Genomic DNA, 26,559 nt, shown 5'->3' with positions numbered 1-26,559 from the left:
AGGCAAATCCAGAAAATGAGATCCGGCGGATTGTGCCGTCGCCCAGACTCCGCGGTGCATTACGACGAATGGCGTATGCGGTTGCTTGCCAGTTGTGGGAGCCGTCGGTACATTGCGGTTTTTGAGGGCCTGCAATGTCTGTTGACACCGTTCCGACTCCATCCTCTCCATCGCTTTCTCCCACGTCTCCCGAGCCCTCCCCTGACGTCGCGCCGCCCGAGTCGGTGTCGATCTCGCCGGTGTACCCCGGCTCATCCCCCCAACGCAGCCACATCCGCCTGACCTCGCACGCCGGCGGATTCGGCGCATTGCCGATCCAGTGGGGCGCGGCCACCCCAGCCGAGCGCGGGCCGGTGGTCGGCACCACGACCAAGCGCGCGCATCGCAACGTGATCGGCACGCACAGCGGGTCTTACAGTGTGTATCGCGCGCTGGCCGTGGCCTCGGGCGCCCTGTCGCCGCACCACAAGGCAGACCTCACCAATACTGCGCCGACCGATGCCATCGGCCCTTATCCGCAATGGAGCGAGCCCGGCAAGATCGTCTCGCTCGACCCGTGGGGCGCCGTGGTGGCGGACGTGTTCTCTGCCGAACTCGCGGCCGGCTACGACATCCGGCCGACCATCGCGATCACCAAGGCGCATGTGATCCTCCCCGAGGTCATCGAGGCCTTGCAGAAGGGCCGGCTCAAGGCCGACGGCAAGTTCCTCACGGCCGGCGGCGCGGCGATGGTCACCAAGGCCGCGATCGAGCCCGTGTGGTACCTGCCCGCGGTCGCCAAGCGCTTCGGCTGCTCCGAGACTGACCTGCGCCGGGTGCTCTTCGAGGAAACCGGCGGCATGTATCCCGAACTCGTGACACGCTCCGACCTGGAGGTGTTTCTCCCGCCCATCGGCGGCCAGACTCTGTATATCTTCGGCAACGCGCGCGACCTCGCCAACCCGGATGTCGAACTGACGGCGCGCATCCATGACGAGTGCAACGGCTCCGACGTGTTCGGCTCCGACATCTGCACCTGCCGCCCCTATCTCACGCACGCCATCGAGGAGTGCATCCAGGGCGCGCAGCGCGGCGGCGTCGGGCTCATCGCCTACTCGCGCAAGGAGGGCCGTGCGCTCGGCGAGGTGACGAAGTTCCTGGTCTACAACGCGCGCAAGCGCCAGGTGGGCGGGGACACCGCCGACCAGTACTTCGCGCGCACCGAATGCGTGGCCGGCGTGCAGGACATGCGCTTCCAGGAGCTGATGCCCGACGTGTTCCACTGGCTCGGCATCCGCAAGATCCACCGCCTGGTGTCGATGAGCAACATGAAGTTCGATGCCATCACGGGCTCGGGCATCGAGATTGGAACGCGCGTGAACATCCCCGACGAGCTGATCCCCGCCGACGCTCGCGTCGAAATGGACGCCAAGATGGCCGCCGGCTACTTCACGCCCGGCGTCGTGCCGGACGCCGAGGAACTCAAGAAGGCCAAGGGCCGGGGGCTTGATCAATGAGCAAGGACAACTACGGGCTGGACCCGGACAGGCCCACATCCAATCCTGCGGTGCGCAGCGCCGACCCCGAGGGGCATGTCGACCCGGCAGCCGAATTCGTCCAGGACACCGACCACCCGGCTGGCGCTGCCGCCTACTTGCGCACGACGCAGGCGGTGCGCAGCCGCGCCGCGGCATTGCTGGCGCGCGCGCGTGCGGGCGAATCGCAGTGGTTCACGATCGGCGCGGACGATGCCATGGAAGACACGGCGCGCACGGTGGCCGAGGTGACACGCGATCGCTACCCGTGGAGCCCCATCCCGTACCACAGCCGCTGGCGCCACTTCGAAGCGGGCGGCGTGAACCGGGTCAGGATGCTCGACGAGCTGCTGGGCAACGCGACCGCCAGCCAGCGCGCCCGCGCGCACATCGACCTCGTGCTGGTGAGCGTGCTGCTCGACGCCGGCGCCGGCCCCGACTGGCACTACATCGAGGCAGCTACAGGCCAGCGCTTCACGCGCTCAGAAGGGCTGGGCGTCGCGAGCTTCCATGCCTTCACGAGCGGCCTGTTCTCGTCGAATCCCGCGCAACCGCTGCAGGCCGACTCCGCCGGACTGCGCGCCTTGGTCACTGACCGGCTCGGCGATGCCTTCCAGGTCAACGCGGTCAATCCCCTGGTCGGGCTCACGGGCCGCGCCACGCTGCTGCGCCGGCTTGGCGAAGCGATGAGCGAACAGCCCGAAGTCTTTGGCGATGAGGGGCGGCCCGGCGGCCTGTTCGACGCGTTGGTCGGCCCTTACGGTCCGGCCGCGCCACCGACTGCCGAAGTCACGGCGCACGAAATCCTGTCACTGTTGCTCGATTCGCTCTCCGGCATCTGGCCGGCCTCCAACGCGATCGACAGCATCGCCGCCGACGGCAGCGACGCGCCCGGCGGTATCAGCACCGGCGACCCGGCGCTCGCATTGGGCGACTGCTGGCGACACAGCGGCGTGCCGGGGCCGGGGTTGACCCGGGGCTGGATGCCCTTCCACAAGCTCTCGCAGTGGCTCACCTACTCGATGCTCGAGCCCTTCGAATGGGCGGGTGTCAAGGTGCGCCATCTGGAAGCACTGACCGCGCTGCCCGAATACCGCAACGGCGGCCTGCTGATCGACAGCGGGATGATCGTGCCGAAGGACCCAGCCTTTCTCCAGCGCGACTGGAAGGTGAGCGACGAGTTCATCGTCGAATGGCGCGCTCTCACCATCGCCCTGCTCGACGAACTGGCGCCCCGGGTGCGCAAAGTGCTCGGCCGGAGCGAGGAAGACCTGCCCCTGGCGCGCGTGCTCGAAGGCGGAACCTGGGCTGCCGGGCGCGTCATGGCACAGCGCTTGCGTGATGGTGCGCCGCCCCTGCGCATCGAAAGCGACGGCACCGTCTTCTAGACTCCACCCACTTTTTCACAACGACAAGAACGCCCAGCCGCTTCTCGACCACCCATGAGCAACGTCCACCTCGTCGACCACCCCCTCGTCCAGCACAAGCTCACGCTGATGCGCCGCAAGGAGGCCAGCACCAACAGCTTCCGGCGCCTCCTCAACGAAATCAGCATGCTGATGGCCTACGAGGTCACGCGCGACATGGCGATGCAGGACATCGAGATCGAGACCCCGCTCGAGACGATGAACGCCAAGGTCATCGACGGCAAGAAGGTGGTGCTGGTGTCGATCCTGCGCGCGGGCACCGGCATCCTCGACGGCATGCTGAGCGTGATCCCGGGTGCGCGCGTCGGCCACATCGGGCTGTACCGCGATCCCAAGACGCTGACCGCGGTGGAGTACTACTTCAAGATGCCCGGCGGCATGGAGGAACGCGACGCGATCGTGGTCGATCCGATGCTGGCCACCGGCAATTCGGCGGTGGCGGCGGTCGAGCGGCTGAAGGAACTGAATCCGAAGTCGATCAAGTTCGTCTGCCTGCTCACCTGCCCCGAAGGCGTGAAGACGATGCAGGACGCGCATCCGGATGTGCCGATCTACACCGCCGCCATCGACCGCGAGTTGAACAGCCATGGCTACATCCTGCCGGGCCTCGGCGACGCTGGTGACCGCATCTTTGGCACGAAATGAACTCGCCCCCAGGCTGCGCGCACTTCGTGTCGCTTCGCCTTCCCCCTGCCGGGGGCAACGCCTGTGGCCCGGCGGAGCCGGTTCCACGGCATTTCACGAATGGGCGCGCCTGTTTTCTTGCCTTGACGAATTCATAACCTGAGGAGAAGCACTGTGATCGTTCGCCGTCAGTTGATCATTCGTTCGGTTGCCATTGCCGCGGCGTTCGCGGCGGGAGCGCCGGGTCTCGCACTGGCGCAGGCCAAGCTCAAGGTGGCGGCGGTCTACACCGTGCCTTTCGAGCAGCAATGGGTGGGGCGGATCCACAAGGCGCTGAAGGCGGCAGAGGCGCGTGGGGAGATCGAATACACGGCGACCGAGAACGTTGCCAACGCCGACTACGAGCGCGTGATGCGCGAGTACGCGACGGCGGGCAACCAGCTGATCCTGGGCGAGGTGTTCGGCGTCGAAGCGGCGGCGCGCAAGGTCGCGAAGGACTTTCCGAAGACGGCCTTCCTGATGGGATCGTCGCTCAAGCCGCAGGCGCCGAACTTCTCGGTGTTCGACAACTACATCCAGGAGCCGGCCTATCTCTCGGGCATGGTCGCCGGAGGCATGACCAAGACGAACAAGATCGGCATGGTCGGCGGCTTCCCTATCCCGGAGGTGAATCGCCTGATGAACGCCTTCATGGCCGGCGCCAAGGAAGTGAACCCGAAGGTGGAGTTCAGCGTGAGCTTCATCAACAGCTGGTTCGACCCGCCGAAGGCCAAGGAAGCGGCTTTCGCGATGATCGACAAGGGCGTAGACGTCCTCTACGCCGAGCGCTTCGGCGTGAGCGACGCGGCCAAGGAAAAAGGCAAGCTCGCGATCGGCAACGTGATCAACACGCAGGACAAGTACCCGGACACGGTGGTTGCCTCCGCACTCTGGAACTTCGAGCCTTCGGCCGACCGCGCGATCAAATTGGTCAAGGAAGGCAAGTTCACCGCCGAGGACTACGGCCAGTATTCGATGATGAAGCACAAGGGCTCCGAGTTGGCGCCGTTGGGCACTTTCGAGAGCAAGGTGCCGGCCGACATCGCCGCCAAGGTCAAGGCGAAGCAGGCGGACATCCTGTCGGGCAAGTTCACCGTGAAAGTGGACGACAGCCAGCCCAAATCCACCGCGAAGTGAAGTCCACGCCCAAGTAGCACTTCTTGGCCCAAGTCCTCGCGCTGCGCGGCATCACCAAGCGCTTCGGCGCACTGGTGGCCAATGACGGCATCTCGCTCGACCTGCAGGCGGGCGAGGTGCTGGCGCTGCTCGGCGAGAACGGCGCGGGCAAGTCGACGCTGATGTCCATCCTGTTCGGGCACTACGTGGCCGACGAAGGCAGCATCGACGTGTTCGGCCGGCCGCTCGCACCAGGCAATCCGAAGGCGGCGCTGGCCGCAGGCATCGGCATGGTGCACCAGCATTTCACGCTGGCCGACAACCTCAGCGTGCTGGACAACGTGTTGATGGGCACGGAGTCGCTGTGGCAGCCCTTCTCGCGCCGCAGCACGGCACGCGCCAAGCTGCTTGACGTGGCACAGCGCTTCGGACTGCCGGTGCAGCCGGATGCGCTGGTAGGCAGCTTGTCCGTCGGCGAGCGTCAACGCGTGGAGATCCTCAAGGCGCTTTACCGCGATGCGCGCATCCTGATCCTCGACGAACCCACGGCCGTGCTCACGCCGCAGGAGAGCGAGGCGCTGTTTCACACGCTGGCGCAGATGGTGGCGCAGGGCCTGTCGATCATCTTCATCAGCCACAAGCTGGCCGAGGTGCTGCGCGTATCGCACCGCGTCGCCGTGCTGCGCGGCGGCAGGCTGGTGGCCGAGGCGCGCACCGGCGACACCACGCAGGCGCAACTGGCGCTGTGGATGGTCGGGCACGCGATCGAAGGCACGGTGCGGCGTCCCGCCTCGCGGGTCGGGGATGCGGTCTGCGTGCTGGACCACGTGAGGACCGCCGGCGGCGGACACGATCGGCTGCAGGACGTGACACTCACCCTCAAGGCCGGCGAGATCACCGCCATTGCGGGTGTCTCCGGCAACGGGCAGGTGGCGCTGGCGGAGTTGCTGAGCGGCACGCGGCGCGCGATTGCAGGCACGGTCACGCTGATGGGGCGCGAGCTGCCCGCCTCGCCGGCCCGGCTGGTGCAACGCGGCGTGGCGCGCATCCCCGAAGACCGGCATGCGGTCGGCGTGGTGGGTGATCTGCCGGTGTGGGAGAACGCCGTTTCGGAGCGGCTGCGCAGCCGGGCGTTCTCGCGCTGGCTCTGGGTTCGGCGCGGCGCGGCGAAGGCGCATGCGCGCAGCGTGGAGAAGGCCTACGACGTGCGCGGCGCCGGGCTGGAATCGCCCGCACGCGCGCTCTCAGGCGGCAACATGCAGAAGCTCATTCTCGGGCGGGCGCTGCTTGCGCCGGCATCCGCGCCCGCGCAGCGCCGCATTCCACGGCTCATCGTCGCGCACCAGCCGACCTGGGGGCTGGACATCGGTGCGGTGGCTTACGTGCAGCAGCAACTGGTCGCGGCGCGTGACGCCGGCGCGGCGGTGCTGCTGATTTCGGACGACCTCGACGAAGTGTTGACGCTGGGCGATCGCGTCGCCGTGATGCACGGGGGCCAGTTGGGCGAGCCGCGCGCTGCGTCGGCGTGGACCCGCGAGGCGATCGGCCTGGCCATGGCAGGCGCGAAGACATGAGGCTGGAGCGTCGCCATGGCGCATCGCGTGCGGCATTGGTGCTCGCGCCGATCGGCGCGGTCGCGTTCACCTTGCTGGTCAGCGCGCTGCTCGTGCTGTGGGCCGGCGCGCCGGTGGGCCGCACTTACGCACTGCTCTTGCAAGGTGGCTTCGGCTCGGTGTTTGCCTGGAGCGAAACCCTCACTCGTGCCATCCCGCTCATCCTGACGGGGCTGGCCGCGACTGTTGCCTTCAAGGCGCGGCTCTTCAACATCGGCGCCGAAGGGCAGCTCTACGCAGGCGCGCTCGCCGCCGTGGCCGTGGGCGGCATGCATGGCGGGACGGGTTTCGAGCTGCCGCTCTGGCTGCTGTATCCGCTGATGATGCTGGCCGCAGCGACTGCAGGCGCCCTGCTGCTGCTGGGCCCGGCGCTGATGAAGAACAAGCTGGGCGTCGACGAAGTGGTGACCACGCTGCTGATCAACTTCATCGTGCTGCTCGGCGTCTCGGCCATGCTCGACGGGCCGATGAAGGACCCGACGGCGATGGGCTGGCCGCAGAGCGTGTCGCTGCAGTCGGAGCTCGAACTCGGCAAGCTCATCGCGCAGACGCGTGTGCACACCGGACTGCTGTGGGCCGGCGCACTGTCGGTGATCGTGTGGGCGCTGTTCAAGTACACGGTGATCGGCTTCGACATCCGCGCGGTGGGCGCGAACGCGCGCGCCGCGGCCTTCGCGGGCGTTCCCGTCACGCGCACCGTGGTGCTGGTGGCCTTGCTCTCGGGTGCGCTGGCCGGGCTGGCGGGCGCGATCGAGGTGGCCGGCCGCACGAGCTACGTCACCCTCGACATGTCCCCGGGCTACGGCTACAGCGGCATCGTGATCGCGATGCTGGCCGGGCTGCATCCCCTGGGCGTGCTGGCGGCGGCCGTGTTCGTGGCGGGCGTGCTGGTCGGGGCCGACACCATGAGCCGAGCGATCGGCGTGCCCACGTACATCGCGGACGTGATCGTGGCGGCCTCGCTGATCGCTGTGCTCGTCGCGACCCTGCTCACGCAGTACCGGGTTCGGCTGAAATGAGCGACGTCGCGGACATTCTTTCGAATGCCTCGTTCTGGGTGGCGGTGCTGCGCATTGCCACGCCCTTGATCTTCGGCACGCTCGGCGTGCTGCTGTGCGAGCGTGCCGGCGTGCTGAATCTCGGCATCGAGGGGATCATGGTCGCGGGAGCCTTTGCGGGCTGGCTGGCGGTGTACGCGGGTGCGCCTCTGTGGCTCGGCGTCGGCGTGGCTGCGCTGACCGGCGCGGTCTTCGGACTGCTGCATGCCTTTCTCACCGTCGGGCTGGCGCTCTCGCAGCATGTGTCCGGGCTGGGCATCACGCTGCTGGCGACGGCGCTGAGCTACTACGGCTATCGCGTGAGTTTTCCGAAAGTCAACACACCCCCCACGGTCACGCCCTTCGCACCGATGGAGTGGCTGCACATTCCGGTACTCGATGCGCAGACTCCGCTCACGCTCCTGGCGTTGCTGATGGTGCCGGTGATGGCGTATGTCCTCTACCGCACACCCGTCGGACTTGCCGTGCGCATGGTCGGCGAAAACCCGCAAGCGGCCGAGGGCCAGGGGGTCTCGGTCGCTGCGACGCGCACCGGTGCGATCGTCGCGGGCTCGGCACTGATGGGCGTGGCAGGGTCCTTCCTCACGCTGTCGGCCTTCAACGCATTCTTCTTCAACATGATCAACGGCCGCGGATGGATCTGCGTGGCGCTGGTGGTGTTCGCGTCCTGGCGGCCCGGCAAGGCACTGCTGGGCGCGTTGCTGTTCGCCTTCTTCGATGCGCTGCAATTGCGATTGCAGCAATCTGGCGACGCCGTGCTGCCCTATCAGATCTACCTGATGCTGCCCTACCTCCTGTCCATCCTCGCGCTGGTATTGGTGGCGCGCAAGGCAAGCTACCCACAGGCGCTCATGAAACCCTATCGAAAAGGAGAGAGGTGATGCTCGACCTCCTCGTACACAACGCCACCCTCCCCGACGGTCGCGCTGGCATGTCGATCGCCGTGCGGGACGGCCGCATCGAGGAAGTGACGGCCGGGCTCGACGCACCGGCCGCGGAAAAGCTCGATGCGCATGGATTCCTCGTCACGCCGCATTTCATCGACCCGCATTTCCACATGGATGCCACGCTCAGCTACGGCCTGCCACGAGTCAACGAAAGCGGCACGCTGCTGGAGGGCATCGCGCTCTGGGGCGAGCTCAAGCCGATGCTGACGGCCGAGGCATTGATCCAGCGTGCACTGGCGTACTGCGACTGGGCGGTCGCCAAGGGACTGCTCGCGATCCGCAGCCATGTCGACACAAGCGACCCCAGCCTGCTTGCGGTCGATGCGCTGCTGGAGGTCAAGCGTCGCGTGGCGCCCTACCTCGACCTTCAGCTCGTTGCTTTTCCGCAGGATGGCGTGCTGCGCTCGCCGGGTGGCGTGGAGAACCTCAAGCGCGCCCTCGACAAGGGCGTGGACGTGGTCGGCGGCATTCCGCACTTCGAGCGCACGATGGCCGACGGCGCCGCGAGCGTGAAGCTGCTGTGCGAGATCGCGGCCGAGCGCGGCAAGCTGGTCGACATGCACTGCGACGAATCGGACGATCCGCTGTCGCGCCACATCGAGACGCTGGCCTTCGAGGCGCAGCGCCTCGGAATGCAGGGTCGGGTGACGGGCTCTCACTGCACGTCGATGCATTCGATGGACAACTACTACGTGAGCAAGCTGCTGCCGCTCATCGCCGAAAGCGGCGTCGGCGTGGTGTCGAATCCGCTCATCAACATCACGCTGCAAGGCCGCCACGACACCTACCCCAAGCGCCGTGGCATGACGCGTGTGCCCGAACTGATGGCCGCAGGCGTGAACGTCGCCTTCGGCCACGACTGCGTGATGGACCCCTGGTACGGCATGGGCTCGGGCGACATGCTCGAAGTGGCGCACATGGGATTGCACGTGGCGCAGATGACCAGCCAGGACGGCATCCGCCAGTGCTTCGACGCAGTCACCGTCAACGCGGCCAAGGTGTTTCACCTCGAGGGCTACGGGCTCCAAGCCGGCTGCGATGCGAGCTTCGTGCTGCTGCAGGCGCGCGATCCGGTGGAGGCCATCCGCCTGCGCGCGACACGGCTCAAGGTGTATCGCAAAGGCCGGCTGTTGGCGGAGACGCCTGCCGCCACGGCGGCGCTCCACCTGCCCGGCCGCGCGGCGGAGACCGGCTGGATGATCCCGCGCGACTGAGGATGCAGGGCTTCAGCCCAACGATCCCACCCGGCACCACATGTGAACCTTCGAAAGGTAGGCCGAGCCCAGCGCAACAGCGAAAGGTTCCACGCCGAAGGACACGAATCCGCAATGTTCGTAGAGTGTCTGCGCGGCGGCATTGCCTTCGGTCACGGTCAGTTGGACGACCTTGACCCCTTCACGCGAGGCAGCTTGCGCCAGCGCGGCCTGCACGAGCATCCGCCCCAAGCCGCCCTGCCGGGCCGAAGGCGCGACATACATGCCGAACAGGTTGGCCTTGTGCCGCGCTTTTCCGCGCGACTCGAACTGGAGACCGGCGGCACCGACGAGCCGATCGCCATCGAAAGCACCCAGGACGATCTGGCCGGCCTGCGGCGACACGTCGAGCCGCGACTCCCACCATGACAGCGGCAACGCCGCGCGCTCCTCCGCACTGGAGGTGAATGCATCGGGATGCCGCTCGTAGCCTTCGAGCATCAGCGCACGGTAGGCAGCGGCATCGGCAGGCGCCAGGCGGCGCGCGAAGGTGGACGACATCGGGGGTTCCGGTTCAGATAGACGGTGCAATGGCTTCCGCATACTCGTACAGCGCGCCGAGAATCTGCTCCGCGCGCTCGTCCGCGGTCTCGGCCAGCGTGTCGATCTCTGCAAACAATTCGTCGACATTGCGCGCCCCGCCCTCGCCTTCGAGCAGTCGCGCGACGCGGTGCGCTTCCCAGCGCTCGGCCTCGTCGTCGTTGAGCGTCTCGACGAAGTTGCGCGCGCGGTAGCGGAACAACAGCTCTTCGAGCCGCGGATCGTCGAAGCCGGTACGTGCCTGCGCAAGCTGGGTCGGCGGCAGACTGCGCAGTTGGGTCAGTCGTCGCCGATCACCGTTGCCGACGAATCCGCCGTAGAGATCTTCATCGACGTCCGGTGTGCCTTCTCGCGGTCGTTCGTAGACCTGCGGCCAGATCGCGCTCATGTCGGGCAGCGCGGCCGCCAGTTGAGCGTTGCGCAGCGCGGCCTCCACGTCGATGCCCCAGCGCGCGGCCATGACCGGCGAAAGCGTCTTGAGATTGCCCACCACCATCGGCGATTTGTTCAGGTGCACACCCTTCACCGGCAGGCGCGCGACGCCTTCGGGCAAGTCGGCGGTGCGCGTGAAGAGGCGCAAGCGCAGCGTCGCCACGTCGAGATCGCGCAGCTCGCTCGGGTCGTGGGCCAGGTCCCAGGCGAGCAGCTCGTTCTTGTTGGAGGGATGGCTCGCCAGTGGCCACATGACGGCCAGGCAGCCGCGTTCGACCGGAAACATTCCGGAGACGTGCAGGAACGGCCGTGCAGAGTCGCGCGTGGCGGGCAACCCGAGTTCGGAGGCGACACGATCCTTCCGATGCAGCACGAACGCGAAGTCGAAGAGCTTGGGCTGCTTGTCGCGAATGAGCCGCGCCAATGCGATGGTGGCGCGCACGTCCGACAACGCATCGTGGGCGGCCTCGTGGAGCAGCCCGTTGGCGCGCGCCAGATCCTCGAGCTTGAAGCTCTGGCTGCCGTCCGCCTTCTTCGGCCATTCGATGCCGTCGGGACGCAGCGCATAGGTGAGCCGCACCACGTCGAGCAAGTCCCAGCGGCCGCAGTCGTTCTGCCATTCGCGCGCGTACGGATCGATGAGATTGCGCCAGAACAGGAAGCGCGTGACTTCGTCGTCGAAGCGGATCGTGTTGTAGCCCACGCCGATGGTGCCCGGCTGCGAGAACGCCCGTTCGATCTGTGCTGCGAATTCGTGCTCCGAGATGCCGCGCTCCAGGCATTGCTGCGGCGTGATGCCGGTGATGAGGCAGGCCTCCGGGCTCGGCAGGTAGTCGGGCGCCGGCTTGCAATAGATCATCAGCGGCTCGCCGATCTCGTTGAGTTCGGCGTCGGTGCGGATGGCGGCGAATTGTGAAGGCCTGTCGCGGCGCGGCACGGCACCGAAGGTTTCGTAGTCGTGCCAGAGGAAAGTGTGAGGGGGCATTGTCAAAGCAAGGGGGAAAACAGGCGTGCGAACGAATCGCCGAGGCGGCGCAGGAAACTCTGGTGCCGCTGGCCCCGGATCGGCGACGCACTGCGAAGATCGGTCTCGAATTGCGCGACGAGCGGCCTGGCGAGGACTGGACCGTAGATCGCGGCGCAGACTTCGAAGTTGAGCCGGAAGCTGCGGTTGTCGAAATTGGCGGTGCCGATCATCGCGCAGTTGTCATCGACGACCAAGGTCTTCGAATGGAGCATGCGCGCCTTGTACTCCCACACCTGGACGCCGGCCGCGATCAGTTCGTCGTAATAAGAGCGGGCCGCCGCGCTGACGATCAGCGAATCGCTTCGCCGTGGCACGAGGAGCCGCACGTCGACGCCTCGCAAGGCGGCACTCGTGAGCGCCATCAGTGCGGGCTCGCCCGGCACGAAATACGGTGTGGTGAGCCAGGCTCTATGCACGGACGACTGGATCGCCGCCAGGTGCATGCGATGGATGGGCTCCAGAAGGTTGTCGGGTCCGCTCGTGACGATCTGCACCGGTATCTCCCCCACGCCCTCGTGAGCGGGAAGACGCGGCAGCAGGCGCGCCATGGTCCGGTCGATCTGGCGCGGGTCTTCGCCGGTCGCGTAGGTCCAGTCCTCGAGGAACGTGGTCTGCAGCCAGCGCACCGCGCTCCCTTCGATCCGGAGATGAACGTCGTGGTACGCATCGTCGCGTGTACGGGAGTCTTCCTCGTCGGTGATGTTGACGCCGCCGGTGAAGCCCACGCGGCCATCGCACACGACGATCTTGCGGTGGGTGCGGTAGTTGGTGACCGGCCGCAGGCGCCGGCCGATGCGCGTGTCATGGAAGAGCGCGACATGGATGCCCGCCGCGTGCATCGGCGCCATGAACTTGCGGCCAACGCGCTTGGAACCCAGCGCGTCGAGCAACAGCCGGACCGCGACACCTTCGCGCGCACGTTCGATCAGCAGATCACGCAGCGCGGTCCCGATCTGGTCCGGCTCGAAGATGTAGTACTCGAGGTGCACGTGGTCGCGCGCATCGCGGATGGCCTCGAAGATGGCATCGAAGGTGCGCGCGCCACCCGAAAGCAGCTCGGCCGAAGTCGCGCTCGACACCGGCAAGCCGCAGGACGCCGTACCCAACGCGGCCATCTGGCTCAGTGCAGGCGGCGCCTGCTCGGCCGCATCCCGCAGAATCGCGAGATCCGCCGCCGACTGCGCGTTCGCGCGGCTGCGCAAGCGCTTGAGGCGCTGCTTCTTCAGCCGCTGAGGCCCCAGGAAGTAATAGATGACAAATCCGGCGAACGGCAGCAGCGCCAGCGAGAGGATCCAGCTCATCGTCGACACCGGCGCGCGCTTCTGCATCACGATCCAGACGGAAAGCACCGCGATGTAGCCGCTCCACGCAAGGGAGAGGCCGGTCTTCCATTCCTGGCTGAGCTCGGGGACGATCAAGGGCGAAAAGGATCCTGAAAAAGAAAAAGGCCGATAGCCCAATGCTACCGACCTTTATTCACACGCCAGAAATACCGCGGATCCGGCTCCGCCGGTCCGCAGGTATTGCCCCCTGCAAGGGGGTGGGCGGCCACACGAAGTGGGCAAGACTGGGGGTTAGCCAGTTACCCTGTCGCCGCTTCCTCGGCTTCCGGCTTCGCCTTGCCTTCCTTCTTGGCCACTGGCTGGATGTCAAGCTGCACTTCTTCCTTGTCGTCCAAATCGACGGTCAGGCGACCACCTTCCTGCAGGCGACCGAAGAGCAGTTCGTCGGCCAAGGCACGACGGATCGTGTCCTGGATCAGGCGTTGCATCGGGCGTGCGCCCATCAGCGGATCGAAGCCCTTCTTCGCGAGGTGCTTGCGCAGCGCATCGGTGAACGTGACGTCGACCTTCTTCTCGGCAAGCTGCGTCTCCAGTTGCAGGAGGAACTTGTCCACCACGCGCAGGATGATCTGCTCGTCGAGCGCCTTGAAGCTCACCGTCGCGTCCAGGCGGTTGCGGAACTCCGGCGTGAACAGGCGCTTGATGTCGGCCATTTCGTCGCCCGCCTGACGCGGGTTGGTGAAGCCGATCGTCGCCTTGTTCATGGTCTCGGCACCCGCATTGGTGGTCATCACGATGATCACGTTGCGGAAGTCGGCCTTGCGTCCGTTGTTGTCCGTCAGGGTGCCGTGGTCCATCACCTGCAGCAGCACGTTGAAGATGTCCGGGTGCGCCTTCTCGATTTCGTCGAGCAGCAGCACCGCGTGCGGCTTCTTCGTGATCGCTTCGGTCAGCAGACCGCCCTGGTCGAAACCAACGTAGCCCGGAGGCGCGCCGATCAGGCGGCTTACCGCATGGCGCTCCATGTACTCCGACATGTCGAAGCGGATCAGCTCGATGCCCATGATGTAGGCGAGCTGCTTGGCCGCTTCGGTCTTGCCGACGCCCGTCGGGCCGCTGAACAGGAACGAGCCGATCGGCTTGTCTTCGCGACCGAGGCCCGAACGCGCCATCTTCACTGCCGAAGCGAGCACTTCGAGGGCCTTGTCCTGGCCGAACACGACGCTCTTGAGGTCGCGCTCGATCGTCTGCAGCTTGCCGCGGTCGTCGTTGGACACGTTGGCCGGGGGAATGCGCGCAATCTTCGCGACGATTTCCTCGACCTCGGTCTTGCTGATGGTCTTCTTGCGCTTGTTCGCAGGCAGGATGCGCTGGGCGGCACCGGCTTCATCGATCACGTCGATCGCCTTGTCGGGCAGGTGACGGTCATTGATGTACTTGGCGCTCAGTTCGGCGGCGGCCTGCAGTGCGGCCACGCCGTACTTCACGCCATGGTGCTCCTCGAAGCGCGACTTCAGGCCCTTCAGGATGTCGACCGTTTCCTGCACCGTCGGCTCGACCACGTCGACCTTCTGGAAGCGACGCGACAGGGCCGCATCCTTTTCGAAGATGCCGCGGTATTCGGTGAACGTGGTGGCACCGATGCACTTGAGCTGGCCGCTCGAGAGCGCCGGCTTCAGCAGGTTGGACGCGTCGAGCGTGCCGCCCGAAGCGGCGCCGGCGCCGATCAGGGTGTGGATTTCGTCGATGAACAGGATCGCGTTCGGCTTGTCCTTGAGCGACTTGAGGACGCCCTTCAGGCGTTGCTCGAAATCACCGCGGTACTTGGTGCCGGCGAGCAGCGCGCCCATGTCGAGCGAGTACACGTTGGATTCGGCCAGGATCTCCGGCACGTCGTTCTGCGTGATGCGCCATGCGAGGCCTTCTGCGATCGCGGTCTTGCCCACGCCCGCCTCGCCCACCAGCAGCGGGTTGTTCTTGCGGCGGCGGCACAGGATCTGGATGACGCGCTCGACCTCGTACTCGCGGCCGATGAGCGGATCGATCTTGCCTTCCTTGGCAAGCTGGTTGAGGTTCTGGGTGAACTGCTCCAGCGGAGAAGACTTCTCGTTCTTCTCGCCGCCACCCTCTTCGCCTTCGCCCGACGACGCGTCGTTGTTGCCCTTTGCGGCTTCCGGCGGATCGCTCTTCTTGATGCCGTGCGCGATGAAGTTCACCACGTCGAGCCGGGTCACTCCCTGCTGATGCAGGTAGTAGACAGCATGCGAATCCTTTTCACCGAAGATCGCGACCAGCACGTTGGCGCCGGTGACTTCCTTCTTGCCGTTGCCGGTGGATTGCACATGCATGATGGCGCGCTGGATCACGCGCTGGAAACCCAGCGTGGGCTGGGTGTCGACATCGTCGGTACCCGCCACCTGGGGCGTGTTGTCCTTGATGAAGTTGGTGAGCGACGCGCGCAGGTCGTCGACGTTCGCCGAGCAGGCGCGCAGAACCTCTGCGGCACTCGGGTTGTCCAGCAAAGCGAGCAGCAGGTGCTCCACCGTGATGAACTCGTGGCGCTGCTGCCTGGCTTCGACAAAAGCCATGTGCAAGCTGACTTCCAGTTCCTGGGCAATCATGTGATTTCCTTTTGCCTTGCTGTAAATAATTTCTCAGATGGGTTGGAGCGCGATTTATTCAACCGGTTCACTGACGCATTGCAACGGGTGCCCGGCCTGATGGGCCGCTTCCATCACCTGATTGACCTTGGTCGCCGCCATGTCGCGGGAATAGACCCCGCACACGCCACGACCGTCGAGATGGATCTTGAGCATGATCTGCGTGGCGGTTTCCCGGTCCTTGTTGAAGAACTCCTGGATCACGACGATCACGAACTCCATCGGCGTGTAGTCGTCGTTCAGCATCACGACCTGGAACATCTGGGGCGGCGCGGTCTTCTGCGGCCGCCGTTCGAGAACGACCGCATCGCCGTCGTCCCGCCTCGGCTTCGTAGCCGGCGGCGTCTTGGGGGTCGAAGGGATTCTGGTAGCCATGAAAATCATTTTATAGAGCAGCCGCGTGTTGCACTTGCCGTAGTGACACAACTGGAGGCAGCTTTGTGACATTCAAGGCGGATGGGGCTGGAACTGCATGGTCGACACATGCAATCTGCGTGCCTTCCACCCTCTGCATGCCGGTCCTCGCGCGCAAGATATGCAACAAAAAAGCCCCGGCGCGTTGCGGCTCGGGGCTTTGCTGGGAAGGGGTCCGAAGACACCCCGCGCAACGGTTTACATGTTGTCGATCATCACTTGGCCGAAGCCCGAGCAGCTCACCTGGGTCGCGCCTTCCATCAGGCGCGCGAAGTCGTAGGTGACCTTCTTGCTGACAATGGATTTCTCCATCGAACTGATGATCAGGTTGGCTGCCTCGATCCAGCCCATGTGGCGCAGCATCATTTCGGCGGAAAGGATTTCGGAACCCGGATTCACGTAGTCCTTGCCGGCGTACTTCGGGGCGGTGCCGTGGGTGGCTTCGAACATGGCGACGGTGTCGCTCAGGTTCGCGCCGGGAGCGATGCCGATGCCGCCGACCTGCGCGGCCAGGGCGTCGGACACGTAGTCGCCATTGAGATTCAGGGTGGCGATGACGCTGTATTCGGCCGGACGCAGCAGGATCTGTTGCAGGAATGCATCAGCGATCGAATCCTTGACGGTAATTTCTTTGCCCGTCTTGGGGTTCTTGAGCTTCATCCAAGGGCCGCCATCGATCAGTTCGGCGCCGAATTCCTTGGCTGCCAGGCCGTAGGCCCAGTCGCGGAAGCCGCCTTCGGTGAACTTCATGATGTTGCCCTTGTGCACGATCGTGACGCTGGGCTTGTCGTTGTCGATGGCGTATTGGATCGCCTTGCGAACCAGGCGCTCGGTGCCTTCGCGCGACACGGGCTTGATGCCGATGCCCGAAGTGTTGGGAAAGCGGATCTTCTTGACGCCGAATTCGTCCTGCAGGAACTTGATGAGTTTCTTCGCCTTGTCGCTCTCGGCTTCGAACTCGATGCCGGCGTAGATGTCTTCCGAGTTCTCGCGGAAGATCACCATGTTGGTTTTTTGCGGCTCCTTCACGGGACTGGGCACGCCTTCGAAGTACTGGATGGGCCGCAGGCAGACGTACAGGTCGAGTTCCTGGCGCAGCGCGACGTTCAGCGAGCGGATGCCGCCGCCGACGGGCGTCGTCAGCGGCCCCTTGATGGAAACCACGAAGTCGCGGACGGCGTGGAGCGTTTCTTCGGGCAGCCAGACGTCGGGGCCGTAGACCTTGGTCGATTTCTCGCCGGCATAGACCTCCATCCAGTGAATCTTCTTCTTGCCGCCATACGCCTTGGCCACCGCGGCGTCCACGACCTTGAGCATCACGGGCGTGATGTCGAGGCCGGTGCCGTCACCCTCGATGAACGGAATGATCGGCTGATCAGGCACATTCAGCGAGTTGTCAGCGTTAACCGTGATCTTCTGACCTTCGGCCGGGACTTTGATGTGCTGATAGCTGGACATGAGAACAAGGACTCCGGAAGAAATGAAGGCTGGAAGACACTACGTTTCCAGCCGCCTGAATAGCCTTAGAATTTTAGACGCAACCGGAGGAGCCTGAAGGGATCTGTCAACCACAGCCGTATTGGCTCCGTTGTTGACTGACCTTCTGCTGGCCGGGAGGCGTTTTCAACCATTTCCATTGAGGAATCCGTAATGAGCAAAGTTCTCGCAGTCATGATGGCCGGCCTGTTCGCAGCTGGCGCATTCGCACAAGGCACCTCGCAAGAAGCCGCCCCCCAGACCAACACCAAGCCCCAGCAACGCGCTGTCGAGCGCCGCGCCGCCAAGCCGCAAGGCGAAGTGCGTCAGCCGACTGGCGACACGGCCAATACGCCCGAAGCGAGCGGTGGCCTCTCCCAGAACAAGGCAACCGCCGCAGGCCAAGCTCGCGCGAACACCCGCAGCGATCGCCGCCGCAACAAGGACGGCAGCGTTCGCAAGATGAATCCGCAAGGCGGCACGCCCAACTGAGTGAACCGCTCGGTTAATGGAAAAGCGTTCTCCGGAACGCTTTTTTTTCGCCTCTCCGCTCGCACTCCATCGGTCGGTCAGGCGCCGTACAGGTAATTCCCCGGAATAAGAGGTAAGCTCCGAGGCCAATTGGCCATGCCCGCATCCGCGGGCATTCTTGTTTGTGTTGCCGTCCTGAAAGTCGACCCATGTTCCAGCGTTTTTTCACCTTTTTGGCGCTATCCGCCGCATTGCTGACTTTCGCGCAGGCCCAAGAGCCGCAAAACAATCTCCAGCGTACCAAGCTCTCTGCCGGGATGTATCAAATTGATGCACAGATTGCACAGACCCCCGAGCAGCGCCAGATCGGGCTGATGTTCCGCAAGGAAATGCCCCAGGCCGAAGGCATGATCTTCGTCTTCGAGCAGCCGGCGACGCAGTGCTTCTGGATGAAGAACACCCTGCTCCCGCTGACCGCGGCGTTCGTGGCGGACGACGGGCGGATCGTGAATCTGGTGGACATGAAGCCCATGTCCGAGGATTCGCATTGCTCCAAGGAGCCGGTTCGCTTCGTTCTGGAGATGAACCAGGGGTGGTTCGCCCGCAAGAACATCAAGGAAGGCAGCAAACTCGGCGGCGAACTCTTCGCAGGTCGGCGCTGAAGCCGCCAAGCCCTCTGGAGAAGCAAAAAGCCGACCCAAGGGTCGGCTTTTTCATGGGGGAAGACTCAGATCAACCGAAGTTCTTCGCCGCGAAGTCCCAGTTCACCAGTTTCGCAAGGAAGGTCTCGACGTACTTGGGGCGCAGGTTGCGGTAGTCGATGTAATAGGCATGCTCCCAGACGTCGACCGTCAGGAGCGCCTTGTCGTCGGTCGTCAGCGGCGTGCCAGCCGCGCCGGTGTTGACGATGTCCACGGAGCCGTCGGCCTTCTTCACCAGCCACGTCCAGCCGGAGCCGAAGTTGCCCACGGCCGATTTCACGAATGCTTCCTTGAACGCAGCAAAGCTGCCCCACTTGGCATCGATCGCCTTGGCCATCGCTCCGGTGGGCTCGCCGCCGCCGGCGGGCTTCATGCAGTTCCAGAAGAAGGTGTGATTCCAGATCTGGGCCGCATTGTTGTAGATGCCGCCGCTGGACTTCTTGACGATCTCCTCGAGCGTCATGTTCTCGAACTCGGTGCCCTTTTGCAGGTTGTTCAGGTTCACGACGTAGGCATTGTGGTGCTTGCCGTAGTGATATTCGAGCGTTTCCTTCGAATACTCGGGTGCCAGCGCGTCCAACGGGTATGGCAGAGGCGGAAGAACGTGTTCCATGTTTTATCTCGCGGGTTGGTTGTGGGATGGCCGATTCTAGAAAGGAATTACGTGCCGGGCGTCGGACGTGTTCCCTTTGTCCCCGATTGCGTCACCTTGAGGTCGACCGTGCCGTCGGCAAGGCGCGCATGCACGTCGTCGCCGGCCGCCAGACTCTGCACGCTGGTGACGGCATGGCCATCCGCATTGGTGAGCCACGCATAGCCACGCTGAAGCACCAGCGCAGGATCGAGCAATTGCAGCCGCAGCCCAGCCCGATCGAGGCGCTCGTGCTGTCGGGCGAACGCCGCACGAAACCTCTGCGGCAACTCGGCTTGCAGCAGATGCTGGGTTTGCGCGAAGCGCCCCGTTCGGGATACGACGGCGTAGTGCAAGCGTTGCGCGTTGTGGGCGAGTCGGAGTTTCTGCCGCCCCACCAGCGTCGACGGACGTCCGAGTCGGCCGGCTGCGACGTCAAGGCGCTGATTCGACGCATCGACGCGCGCCGCGATCGATTCGCGCAGCCGATCGTCCAGAAGTTCAAGCGCGCCGAGCCACAAGTCCCGGGGCGCCGCGACGAGTTCGGCAGCAGCGGTCGGCGTCGGCGCTCGCACGTCGGCGCAAAAGTCGGCAATGGTGAAATCCGTCTCGTGGCCGACGCCGCTGATCACCGGCACCGGGCTCTGCACGATGGTGCGCGCCAGTTGTTCGTCATTGAACGACCACAGATCCTCGATGGATCCGCCGCCGCGCACCAGCAGGATGACGTCGACCTGCGGCTCCAGCCGGTACAGCGACTGCAGCGCGCCCGCCAGTTCGGCCGCCGCGTTGGCGCCCTGCACCGCGGCCGGCGCGACCACCACCGGAATATGCGGCACCCGCCGACGCAGGGCGGTCACAACGTCATGCAGCGCCGCCGCACCGAGCGAAGTCACCAGCCCGATGGAGCGCGGCATCGCCGGCAGCGGTCGCTTGCGCGCGCTGTCGAAGAGCCCTTCCGCCTCCAGCCGCGCCTTGCGCTGCATGAATTGCTCGAACAATGCGCCCTGACCGGCCCGGCGCAGGCTCTCGACGACCAGTTGCAGGTCGCCGCGCGGCTCGTAGACAGCCAGCCGGCCCCGCACCTCGACCTGATCGCCGTCGCGGGGCGAAAAATCGAGAAGACTCGCCGCGCGCCGGAACATGGCGCATCGCAACTGGCCGAACTCATCCTTCAGCGCGAAGTAGCAGTGGCCGCTCGCGGCGCGGGAAAAGCCGGAGATTTCCCCTCGAACGGTGACGGGGTTGAAGCGCGCATCCAGCGCATCCGCGACCGCGCGGCACAGCGCGCCAACGGCCCAGACTCGGCCTCCCGACGCAGGTGTTTGCTCACGTTCGTTCATGCCGGGATCGCTTTGCGGGCAACGATTCGTCCACAAGGGGCACCATGGACGCCACAACGGCCCCAAGGTGTGCAGCAGGAGCGCAAGTCCTCGTGCAAGTTATTGATTTGATTGAGAAAAGTGCTGCTCAATTTTCGGTCTAACCAATGAAACGCCCAGCCGGTGCGGCTCCGGGCGCGTTGCTCCGCGTGTTAATCACAAAGTTATCCACAGATTGTGTGCGTCTTCGCCTACGTGAAAGACAGGTCGGGAAGGCATGCCGGCTCGGTGGATAATCGCCGCGCATTTGCAGTCCATGGGCCGGAGGAATTCTTGTTTTCCATCATAGTTGCTGCGGGTTGGCCAATCTGGCCGCTGCTCGCTTGTTCGGTGATCGGGCTGGCGCTCGTCATCGAGAGATTCACCAGCTTGAAGACCTCCAGGGTCTTGCCCCCCAAGTTGCTCGACGAAGCCATCACGGTGTCGCGCACTTCGATTCCCGGCCCGGATGTGGTGACCAAACTCGAAAAGAATTCCGGGCTCGGCGAGGTGCTGGCCGCCGGCTTCCGCGCCCTCAACACCAACCCGCTGTCGAGCGAAGACGACCTGCGCGTCTCCATGGAGGCGGCCGGACGGGTCGTGGCCCATCGGCTCGAACGCTACCTGCCCGCGCTGGCGACCATTGCATCCGCTGCTCCCCTGCTCGGGTTGCTTGGCACCGTGATCGGCATGATCGAGATCTTCGGCTCGCAGTCGCCATCGAACGGCGCGGTCGGCTCGGGCAATCCTGCCCAGCTTGCCCACGGCATCTCGATTGCGCTCTACAACACCGCCTTCGGGCTCATCATCGCGATTCCGGCGCTGATCTTCTGGCGCTACTTCCGCAGCCGCGTTGACGAGTACCTGCTGAACCTCGAACTGGCCGGCGAACGCTTTGCGCGCCACCTGAACACGCTACGCCGATGAGAATGCATTTCCGCCACGGTTCGCGCGATGAACCGGAGATCAACCTGATCCCCTTCATCGATGTGCTGCTGGTCGTGCTGATCTTCCTGATGCTGTCGACCACCTACAGCAAGTTCACCGAAATGCAGTTGCGGCTTCCGGTGGCCGATGTGGAAGCGCAGCGGGACTACCCGAAGGAAGTGATCGTCGCCGTGTCCGCCGACGGCCGCTACTCGATCAACAAGAACGTGCTGCCGGACCGCAGCGTCGAAGCGGTCGCCGCGGCGCTGGCGGCAGCTTCCGGCGGCGCCAGGGACAACGTCGTGATCATCAGCGCCGACGCCAATGCCGCCCATCAGTCCGTGATCACGGTGATGGAAGCGGCCCGCCGGGCCGGCCTCGTGCAGATCACTTTCGCCACGCAGTCGGCCGCGCAGGCGGGACGCTAGCCTTGGCGTCGTTGCGCCAGGCCTGGCTGCAACGCGGCATGCTGGCGCGGCTGCTGTGGCCGCTGTCATTGCTGTTCGGCGCGCTGGCCGGCATCCGGCGCACGCTCTATCGAATAGGGCTGCTGCGAACCGAGCGGGTTCCCGTGCCCGTCGTTGTCGTCGGCAACGTCATCGCAGGTGGATCCGGCAAGACGCCTGTCGTGATGGCAATCGTCCGGCATCTCCAGGCTCGAGGAATCAAGGTCGGCGTCGTGTCTCGCGGCTATGGGAGAGCGACCGACGATTGCCGCGAGGTGCTCGATGATTCCGATCCGCGCGAAGTGGGCGATGAGCCCGCGCTGATCCGCCACTCGACCCAGGCACCCGTCTTCGTCGCACGAAAGCGAATCGAAGCGGCTCGCGCACTGCTCGCTCGGTATCCAGACATTCAGGTCATCGTGAGCGACGATGGACTCCAGCACCTTGCGCTCGCACGCGATATCGAGATCTGCGTCTTCGACGATCGCGGTGTGGGCAATGGCTGGCTGCTGCCGGCGGGCATGTTGCGTGAACACTGGCCGCGCCACTGCGATCTGGTGATCCATACGGGCACGCAGCCCGCGTTCGACGGCTTCACCGTGCGAAAAACGCTTGCCGACTACGCATTGCGCCGCGACGGCGCACGGGTGCCGCTCGAAACGCTGATCGACCAAGAACTCGTTGCCGTCGCCGCTATCGCGAAGCCCGAAGCCTTCTTCCGGATGCTGCAAGAACGATCCCTGGTTCCGACGCGATGCATTGCACTGCCCGACCATCACGATTTCGAGGACTGGTCGCTGCCTGCGGAGAGCAGCCGGACCTTGCTCTGCACCGAAAAAGACGCACTGAAACTGTGGCGCAAGGCACCCGATGCCCTGGCTGTGCCGCTGGTCTTCGAACCCTCCGCCGCCTTCTTCGCTGCGCTCGATGCAAAGCTATCATCGCTTGATGGACACCAAGCTGCTTGAACTGCTCGTCTGCCCCGTGACCAAGGGGCCGCTCACCTGGAACGCCGAAAAGCAGGAGCTTTCGTCGCGCAGCGCCCGCCTGGCCTACCCCGTGCGCGACGGCATTCCGGTGCTGCTCGAAACCGAAGCGCGCACGCTCACTGACGAAGAGTTGGGCCTTTGAACACATCCTTCACCGTCCTGATCCCCGCGCGGCTCGCTTCGACGCGTCTGCCCGACAAGCCCCTGGCCGACATCGCAGGCCTGCCGATGGTGGTGCGGGTTGCCCAGCGCGCCATGGAATCCGGCGCCGAGCGCGTCGTGGTGGCGGGCGACGATCCCCGCATCGTGGCCGCGTGCGAGGCGCACGGCGTCCAGGTGCTGCTCACCCGCACCGATCACGCCAGCGGCAGTGATCGGCTCGCCGAAGCCTGCACGCAGCTTGGGCTCGCAGACGAGGCGATCATCGTGAACGTGCAAGGCGACGAACCGCTGATAGAGCCCGGCCTGATCGACGCCGTGGCGCAAACGCTGGCGGAACATCCGGACGCCGCCATGAGCACGGCCGCACACGCGATCGATTCGCCCGAAGAGTTTGCCAACCCGAATGTCGTGAAGACGGTGCTCGACGCGAACGGCAACGCGCTCTATTTCAGCCGCGCGCCGATCCCCTGGTGGCGCGACGGCTTCGCGGAAAAGGGCTTGAAAGCCGTGCCGACCTCGCCGCCAGCCCTACGGCACATCGGCATCTACGGCTATCGCGCCGGCTTTGTCCGCGCGTTTCCCGATCTGCCGCCGGCGCCCATCGAGGCGACCGAAGCCCTGGAACAACTCCGCGCACTATGGCATGGCCACCGGATCGCCGTGCACGTCAGTTCGCACGCGCCCGGGCCCGGCATCGACACGCCGGAAGACCTCGCCCGCGTTCGCGCATTGCTCGCAGCAGCCTAGTTTCAGCCCGCGCCCAGGCCCGAATGCCTTCGGAGCGCATGCTATCCTCGAAGCAACTCCGCCCTGTGGCGACCCTCGGGGCGTCCATGGCGTGACAGAAAATCAAAGAACCTTCCGAGGACACCATGAGACTGATTTTGTTGGGCGCCCCCGGGGCAGGCAAAGGCACGCAGGCGGCCTTCATTTGCCAGAAGTACGGCATTCCCCAGATTTCCACCGGTGACATGCTGCGCGCCGCCGTCAAGGCCGGTACGCCGCTCGGGCTTCAGGCCCAAGCCGTCATGGCATCGGGCGCCCTTGTGAGCGACGACCTGATCATCAACCTCGTCAAGGAACGCATCGGGCTGCCGGATTGTGCCCAGGGCTTTCTCTTCGACGGCTTTCCCCGCACCATTCCGCAAGCAGAAGCCATGCGCGCGGCCGGCGTCAAGCTCGACTACGTGCTCGAGATCGACGTGCCCTTCTCCGACATCATCGAACGCATGAGCGGCCGCCGCTCGCATCCGGCGTCGGGGCGCATCTATCACGTGAAGTTCAATCCGCCGAAGGCCGACGGCAAGGACGACCTCACCGGCGAAGACCTGATCCAGCGGGAAGACGACAAGGAAGAGACCGTGCGCAAGCGCCTCGAGGTCTACAGCCAACAGACCCGGCCGCTGGTCGACTACTACTCCGACTGGGCAAAGGCCGATGCCTCCGCCGCGCCGAAATACCGTGCCATCAGCGGTGTCGGCACCGTCGACGAAATTACCCAGCGGGCGTTCGCGGCGCTGAGTAGCTGATCAGGCCGGGCTGGATCGCAGCCCGTAGACCTTGCCGTCGACGAACAGGTACTCGACGCGCATCACGGCATCCCCCTTCTCGTCCTTGGAAGTGAAGCCCACGGCGGAGACGCGGGTGCCGGGCTTGATCTCCTGGACTTTCCAGGCCTCCATGCGCGTGAGCGGCGCCAGTTCGAGTTCCCATTGGCGATCGTTCCGGCGAGGCACGGTCGCCTTGGCAAGCAGGCCCGGGCCGTCGACTGGCGCACTCTGTGCGGGCAACGGGCGCTTGGCGAGGTCCGCCGGCACTTTGAGATCGGGGGGCAACTCGATCATCAATTCGGCATGCGGGTTCTGCCAACGCGCGCTCACGACACGGCCCTCCAGGTAGATCGGGCGTTCCTGATCAAAGCTGCTCCAGCCGTGGTGCGCCCAGGCTGGCGGCACCGCGACGGCAGTCGAGGCGGCGGCCCATAGGAAGCTGCGACGTTTCATGCTGAAAGCTCCTTTCAGTAGGCGATCCACCGGCCGCAGAAGATCACGGCCAGCCAGATCGCAGTGGACGACAACATCTGTACCCGCGCCATCAGATCGAGTTTGAGCAACGAGCCACGCGCATGAAACCACACGGCGTTGCAGCCGGCCACCAGCAGCAACCCCATCTTGATCAGGAATGCCTGGTTGGCGAGCAACTCCGCCGGCTGCATGGCGAACATCAAGGATCCACTGACCGCCGCCAGCGCGAAGCCGGACAAGGCAATGGTCAACGACAGCTTGGCGAGGCCACGCACGGGCAGGATGGCGACGCGTCCGAAAACGCGCATTTCGAGCGCGACCAGATTTCCCACCAGTAGCGCGATCCCGACGATGTGCACGACCTCCAGCGCCGGATAGGCCCAGGGAGTCGATTGCAGCGCGCCGAACATGATTCAGGCACGGCGCTCGGACAGCAGTTCCAGCATCAGTGCAATGCGCGCCTTGACCGGCGTGAGGGCTCCCGCGTCGCGCAAGACTTCCTTTGGCCTTGGGAGGATGTGCCCCTGCGAGCACCGCGTCGCACGGACCACCGCCACACCCTCGGCTTGCGCACGCAGCGCGGCACCTTCGAGCGCGTGGTGCAACGTGCCGTTCCCCGTTGCAGCAAGCACGAGCCCCTGGACTGAGTTCGCGCCGCCGCTGTGCTTGCGCTCCAGCAGCAGCGCATCCACGATCTCGCCCCGCGCCTCGGCATGGCTCATCAGTATTTCCACGCGAGGCCATGACGTGGCCCCCGCCATTCGCTCGAAGGCGTGACTTGCGACGCCTGCCGGCGTCGGCCAGTTTCTGATTTCCCGAAGTGCCCCTTCCTCCACGTACGCCACCGGCCCCGCATCACCCGAGTCGAATGCATCGAGCCTGTATGTGTGGACCTTCTGAACATCGAATGCGCTGTGCACCGTGCCTGCACAAACGGCGACAACCCCTTGCGCGCCTGGCGTCGATGCCACGACGATGGCATCCCGCACATTCTGGGGGCCGTCAGGCGCCAGCGCGGTGGCGGGCCGCATGGCGCAGGTCAGCACCACAGGCTTCGACGGGGCCAGCACCGACTGGAGGAAGAAAGCCGTCTCTTCGAGGGTGTCGGTGCCATGGGTGATGACAATGCCTGCCACGCCGGGCTCTGCGAGCCAGTGCGCACAGCGCAGAGCAAGCGCCTGCCAGATGGCAAAGGACATGTCCTTGCTGTCGATCTGCGCCACCTGCTCCGCCAGCAATGAAATTCCCGGTGGCGGCTCGATGCCGCCCAGCAGTTCTGCCACGCCCACTTCGCCGGCGGTGTAACCGATGTTGTCGCCTGCGGCCGAAGCGCGGCCCGCGATCGTGCCCCCCGTGCCCAGGACGATCACGCGGCGCCCGCCTTTTCCAATGCTTTCGGCCATCGCTTGCCAACTTCCAGAAAC

The 26,559-nt window shown here is 65.1% G+C and carries 27 protein-coding genes; 16 read left to right on the top strand and 11 right to left on the bottom strand.

Annotated features, from left to right (window positions below):
- Positions 1-134 precede the first annotated feature (134 nt).
- The 8 genes from QTH90_RS01575 to QTH90_RS01540 all read left to right on the top strand — a co-directional run bounded on the left by QTH90_RS01575 (position 135) and on the right by QTH90_RS01540 (position 9,552).
- Positions 135-1,496 (top strand): GTP cyclohydrolase II, encoded by a 1,362-nt coding sequence (locus QTH90_RS01575; protein WP_286662781.1) that lies wholly within the window; start codon positions 135-137, stop codon positions 1,494-1,496.
- A complete protein-coding gene (locus tag QTH90_RS01570) occupies positions 1,493-2,902 on the top strand; it encodes a URC4/urg3 family protein (RefSeq protein WP_286662780.1) in 1,410 nt (469 codons plus the stop codon). The genes QTH90_RS01575 and QTH90_RS01570 overlap by 4 nt, the downstream gene beginning before the upstream one ends.
- 54 nt (positions 2,903-2,956) lie before the next feature.
- Complete coding sequence (upp, locus tag QTH90_RS01565; protein ID WP_286598958.1) at positions 2,957-3,586, top strand: uracil phosphoribosyltransferase; 630 nt, start codon at positions 2,957-2,959, stop codon at positions 3,584-3,586.
- Positions 3,587-3,739: 153 nt separating this feature from the next.
- On the top strand, positions 3,740-4,741 hold the full coding sequence (locus QTH90_RS01560) for a BMP family protein (RefSeq protein ID WP_286662779.1): 1,002 nt from the start codon (positions 3,740-3,742) through the stop codon (positions 4,739-4,741).
- Between the two features lie 23 nt (positions 4,742-4,764).
- Positions 4,765-6,294, top strand: coding sequence for an ABC transporter ATP-binding protein (locus tag QTH90_RS01555; protein WP_286662778.1), 1,530 nt, complete (start codon positions 4,765-4,767; stop codon positions 6,292-6,294).
- Positions 6,291-7,352 carry an ABC transporter permease gene (locus QTH90_RS01550; RefSeq protein WP_286662777.1) on the top strand — a complete coding sequence of 354 codons (1,062 nt, stop codon included), beginning with the start codon at positions 6,291-6,293 and terminating at the stop codon, positions 7,350-7,352. The genes QTH90_RS01555 and QTH90_RS01550 overlap by 4 nt, the downstream gene beginning before the upstream one ends.
- Entirely contained in the window at positions 7,349-8,272 is a 924-nt protein-coding gene (locus QTH90_RS01545; protein ID WP_286662776.1) for an ABC transporter permease, read from the top strand. The genes QTH90_RS01550 and QTH90_RS01545 overlap by 4 nt, the downstream gene beginning before the upstream one ends.
- On the top strand, positions 8,272-9,552 hold the full coding sequence (locus QTH90_RS01540) for an amidohydrolase family protein (RefSeq protein ID WP_286662775.1): 1,281 nt from the start codon (positions 8,272-8,274) through the stop codon (positions 9,550-9,552). Before QTH90_RS01545 ends, QTH90_RS01540 begins: the two co-directional genes overlap by 1 nt.
- Positions 9,553-9,564: 12 nt before the next feature.
- On the opposite strand, the gene QTH90_RS01535 is transcribed toward QTH90_RS01540, so the two are convergent.
- From QTH90_RS01535 to icd, 6 genes are all read right to left on the bottom strand, one after another.
- Positions 9,565-10,092 carry a GNAT family N-acetyltransferase gene (locus QTH90_RS01535; RefSeq protein WP_286662774.1) on the bottom strand — a complete coding sequence of 176 codons (528 nt, stop codon included), beginning with the start codon at positions 10,090-10,092 and terminating at the stop codon, positions 9,565-9,567.
- A 13-nt stretch (positions 10,093-10,105) separates the two neighbouring features.
- Complete coding sequence (gene sbcB, locus QTH90_RS01530) at positions 10,106-11,548, bottom strand: exodeoxyribonuclease I (RefSeq protein WP_286662773.1); 1,443 nt, start codon at positions 11,546-11,548, stop codon at positions 10,106-10,108.
- A gap of 2 nt (positions 11,549-11,550) precedes the next feature.
- Positions 11,551-13,008: a cardiolipin synthase gene (cls, locus tag QTH90_RS01525; protein ID WP_286662772.1), complete on the bottom strand. Its 1,458-nt coding sequence runs from the start codon at positions 13,006-13,008 to the stop codon at positions 11,551-11,553.
- A 164-nt stretch (positions 13,009-13,172) separates the two neighbouring features.
- The gene (gene clpA / locus QTH90_RS01520; protein WP_286662771.1) at positions 13,173-15,494 is read right to left on the bottom strand and encodes an ATP-dependent Clp protease ATP-binding subunit ClpA; all 2,322 of its coding nucleotides are present in this window, start codon (positions 15,492-15,494) and stop codon (positions 13,173-13,175) included.
- 54 nt (positions 15,495-15,548) lie between these two features.
- Positions 15,549-15,908 carry an ATP-dependent Clp protease adapter ClpS gene (clpS, locus tag QTH90_RS01515; RefSeq protein WP_286566361.1) on the bottom strand — a complete coding sequence of 120 codons (360 nt, stop codon included), beginning with the start codon at positions 15,906-15,908 and terminating at the stop codon, positions 15,549-15,551.
- A 237-nt stretch (positions 15,909-16,145) separates the two neighbouring features.
- Positions 16,146-17,405, bottom strand: coding sequence for an NADP-dependent isocitrate dehydrogenase (gene icd / locus QTH90_RS01510; RefSeq protein WP_286662770.1), 1,260 nt, complete (start codon positions 17,403-17,405; stop codon positions 16,146-16,148).
- A gap of 192 nt (positions 17,406-17,597) precedes the next feature.
- Between icd and QTH90_RS01505 the strand changes: the two genes are divergently transcribed.
- Entirely contained in the window at positions 17,598-17,915 is a 318-nt protein-coding gene (locus tag QTH90_RS01505; protein WP_286662769.1) for a cell envelope biogenesis protein TolA, read from the top strand.
- A 188-nt stretch (positions 17,916-18,103) separates the two neighbouring features.
- Entirely contained in the window at positions 18,104-18,556 is a 453-nt protein-coding gene (locus tag QTH90_RS01500; RefSeq protein WP_286662768.1) for a DUF192 domain-containing protein, read from the top strand.
- 70 nt (positions 18,557-18,626) lie between these two features.
- Here the strand turns inward: QTH90_RS01500 and QTH90_RS01495 are convergent, their stop codons facing one another.
- Together QTH90_RS01495 and xseA are read right to left on the bottom strand one after the other, a co-directional pair.
- The gene (locus QTH90_RS01495) at positions 18,627-19,208 is read right to left on the bottom strand and encodes a superoxide dismutase (protein WP_286662767.1); all 582 of its coding nucleotides are present in this window, start codon (positions 19,206-19,208) and stop codon (positions 18,627-18,629) included.
- Between the two features lie 47 nt (positions 19,209-19,255).
- Positions 19,256-20,569 (bottom strand): exodeoxyribonuclease VII large subunit, encoded by a 1,314-nt coding sequence (gene xseA / locus QTH90_RS01490; RefSeq protein WP_286662766.1) that lies wholly within the window; start codon positions 20,567-20,569, stop codon positions 19,256-19,258.
- Between the two features lie 312 nt (positions 20,570-20,881).
- Here xseA and QTH90_RS01485 point away from each other — a divergent pair, with 312 nt between their 5' ends.
- The 6 genes from QTH90_RS01485 to adk all read left to right on the top strand — a co-directional run bounded on the left by QTH90_RS01485 (position 20,882) and on the right by adk (position 24,640).
- Complete coding sequence (locus tag QTH90_RS01485) at positions 20,882-21,514, top strand: MotA/TolQ/ExbB proton channel family protein (protein WP_286599285.1); 633 nt, start codon at positions 20,882-20,884, stop codon at positions 21,512-21,514.
- Positions 21,515-21,516: 2 nt separating this feature from the next.
- Complete coding sequence (locus QTH90_RS01480) at positions 21,517-21,942, top strand: ExbD/TolR family protein (RefSeq protein ID WP_286664441.1); 426 nt, start codon at positions 21,517-21,519, stop codon at positions 21,940-21,942.
- 38 nt (positions 21,943-21,980) lie between these two features.
- On the top strand, positions 21,981-22,928 hold the full coding sequence (gene lpxK / locus QTH90_RS01475) for a tetraacyldisaccharide 4'-kinase (RefSeq protein WP_286664440.1): 948 nt from the start codon (positions 21,981-21,983) through the stop codon (positions 22,926-22,928).
- The gene (locus QTH90_RS01470; RefSeq protein WP_286566403.1) at positions 22,909-23,091 is read left to right on the top strand and encodes a Trm112 family protein; all 183 of its coding nucleotides are present in this window, start codon (positions 22,909-22,911) and stop codon (positions 23,089-23,091) included. Before lpxK ends, QTH90_RS01470 begins: the two co-directional genes overlap by 20 nt.
- On the top strand, positions 23,088-23,858 hold the full coding sequence (kdsB, locus tag QTH90_RS01465; RefSeq protein WP_286662765.1) for a 3-deoxy-manno-octulosonate cytidylyltransferase: 771 nt from the start codon (positions 23,088-23,090) through the stop codon (positions 23,856-23,858). Before QTH90_RS01470 ends, kdsB begins: the two co-directional genes overlap by 4 nt.
- A 125-nt stretch (positions 23,859-23,983) precedes the next feature.
- On the top strand, positions 23,984-24,640 hold the full coding sequence (gene adk, locus QTH90_RS01460) for an adenylate kinase (RefSeq protein WP_286662764.1): 657 nt from the start codon (positions 23,984-23,986) through the stop codon (positions 24,638-24,640).
- Here the strand turns inward: adk and QTH90_RS01455 are convergent, their stop codons facing one another.
- The 3 genes from QTH90_RS01455 to QTH90_RS01445 are packed head-to-tail and all read right to left on the bottom strand — an operon-like array spanning position 24,641 to position 26,538.
- Positions 24,641-25,114, bottom strand: a complete 474-nt coding sequence (locus QTH90_RS01455) for a DUF6152 family protein (protein WP_286662763.1) — start codon at positions 25,112-25,114, stop codon at positions 24,641-24,643.
- 14 nt (positions 25,115-25,128) lie between these two features.
- Positions 25,129-25,545 (bottom strand): hypothetical protein, encoded by a 417-nt coding sequence (locus tag QTH90_RS01450; protein WP_286662762.1) that lies wholly within the window; start codon positions 25,543-25,545, stop codon positions 25,129-25,131.
- 3 nt (positions 25,546-25,548) lie between these two features.
- Positions 25,549-26,538 carry an asparaginase gene (locus tag QTH90_RS01445; protein WP_286662761.1) on the bottom strand — a complete coding sequence of 330 codons (990 nt, stop codon included), beginning with the start codon at positions 26,536-26,538 and terminating at the stop codon, positions 25,549-25,551.
- Positions 26,539-26,559: the final 21 nt, after the last annotated feature.

Source organism: Variovorax flavidus (genome assembly GCF_030317145.1).
Taxonomy (GTDB): Bacteria; Pseudomonadota; Gammaproteobacteria; order Burkholderiales; family Burkholderiaceae_C; genus Variovorax; species Variovorax flavidus.
The sequence above is the reverse complement of the archived record's forward strand: the minus strand, read 5'-3'. Positions and strand labels throughout refer to the sequence as shown.

Coding starts and splice junctions, on each gene's coding strand:
- QTH90_RS01450 (WP_286662762.1), bottom strand. CDS start 25,545: ATGTTCGGCGCGCTGCAATCGACTCCCTGGGCCTATCCGGCGCTGGAG.
- QTH90_RS01575 (WP_286662781.1), top strand. CDS start 135: ATGTCTGTTGACACCGTTCCGACTCCATCCTCTCCATCGCTTTCTCCC.
- QTH90_RS01505 (WP_286662769.1), top strand. CDS start 17,598: ATGAGCAAAGTTCTCGCAGTCATGATGGCCGGCCTGTTCGCAGCTGGC.
- lpxK (WP_286664440.1), top strand. CDS start 21,981: ATGCTGGCGCGGCTGCTGTGGCCGCTGTCATTGCTGTTCGGCGCGCTG.
- QTH90_RS01455 (WP_286662763.1), bottom strand. CDS start 25,114: ATGAAACGTCGCAGCTTCCTATGGGCCGCCGCCTCGACTGCCGTCGCG.
- xseA (WP_286662766.1), bottom strand. CDS start 20,569: ATGAACGAACGTGAGCAAACACCTGCGTCGGGAGGCCGAGTCTGGGCC.
- sbcB (WP_286662773.1), bottom strand. CDS start 11,548: ATGCCCCCTCACACTTTCCTCTGGCACGACTACGAAACCTTCGGTGCC.
- QTH90_RS01570 (WP_286662780.1), top strand. CDS start 1,493: ATGAGCAAGGACAACTACGGGCTGGACCCGGACAGGCCCACATCCAAT.
- QTH90_RS01495 (WP_286662767.1), bottom strand. CDS start 19,208: ATGGAACACGTTCTTCCGCCTCTGCCATACCCGTTGGACGCGCTGGCA.
- clpS (WP_286566361.1), bottom strand. CDS start 15,908: ATGGCTACCAGAATCCCTTCGACCCCCAAGACGCCGCCGGCTACGAAG.
- adk (WP_286662764.1), top strand. CDS start 23,984: ATGAGACTGATTTTGTTGGGCGCCCCCGGGGCAGGCAAAGGCACGCAG.
- QTH90_RS01550 (WP_286662777.1), top strand. CDS start 6,291: ATGAGGCTGGAGCGTCGCCATGGCGCATCGCGTGCGGCATTGGTGCTC.
- QTH90_RS01470 (WP_286566403.1), top strand. CDS start 22,909: ATGGACACCAAGCTGCTTGAACTGCTCGTCTGCCCCGTGACCAAGGGG.
- upp (WP_286598958.1), top strand. CDS start 2,957: ATGAGCAACGTCCACCTCGTCGACCACCCCCTCGTCCAGCACAAGCTC.
- QTH90_RS01500 (WP_286662768.1), top strand. CDS start 18,104: ATGTTCCAGCGTTTTTTCACCTTTTTGGCGCTATCCGCCGCATTGCTG.
- QTH90_RS01545 (WP_286662776.1), top strand. CDS start 7,349: ATGAGCGACGTCGCGGACATTCTTTCGAATGCCTCGTTCTGGGTGGCG.
- QTH90_RS01480 (WP_286664441.1), top strand. CDS start 21,517: ATGCATTTCCGCCACGGTTCGCGCGATGAACCGGAGATCAACCTGATC.
- QTH90_RS01535 (WP_286662774.1), bottom strand. CDS start 10,092: ATGTCGTCCACCTTCGCGCGCCGCCTGGCGCCTGCCGATGCCGCTGCC.
- clpA (WP_286662771.1), bottom strand. CDS start 15,494: ATGATTGCCCAGGAACTGGAAGTCAGCTTGCACATGGCTTTTGTCGAA.
- icd (WP_286662770.1), bottom strand. CDS start 17,405: ATGTCCAGCTATCAGCACATCAAAGTCCCGGCCGAAGGTCAGAAGATC.
- QTH90_RS01445 (WP_286662761.1), bottom strand. CDS start 26,538: ATGGCCGAAAGCATTGGAAAAGGCGGGCGCCGCGTGATCGTCCTGGGC.
- QTH90_RS01540 (WP_286662775.1), top strand. CDS start 8,272: ATGCTCGACCTCCTCGTACACAACGCCACCCTCCCCGACGGTCGCGCT.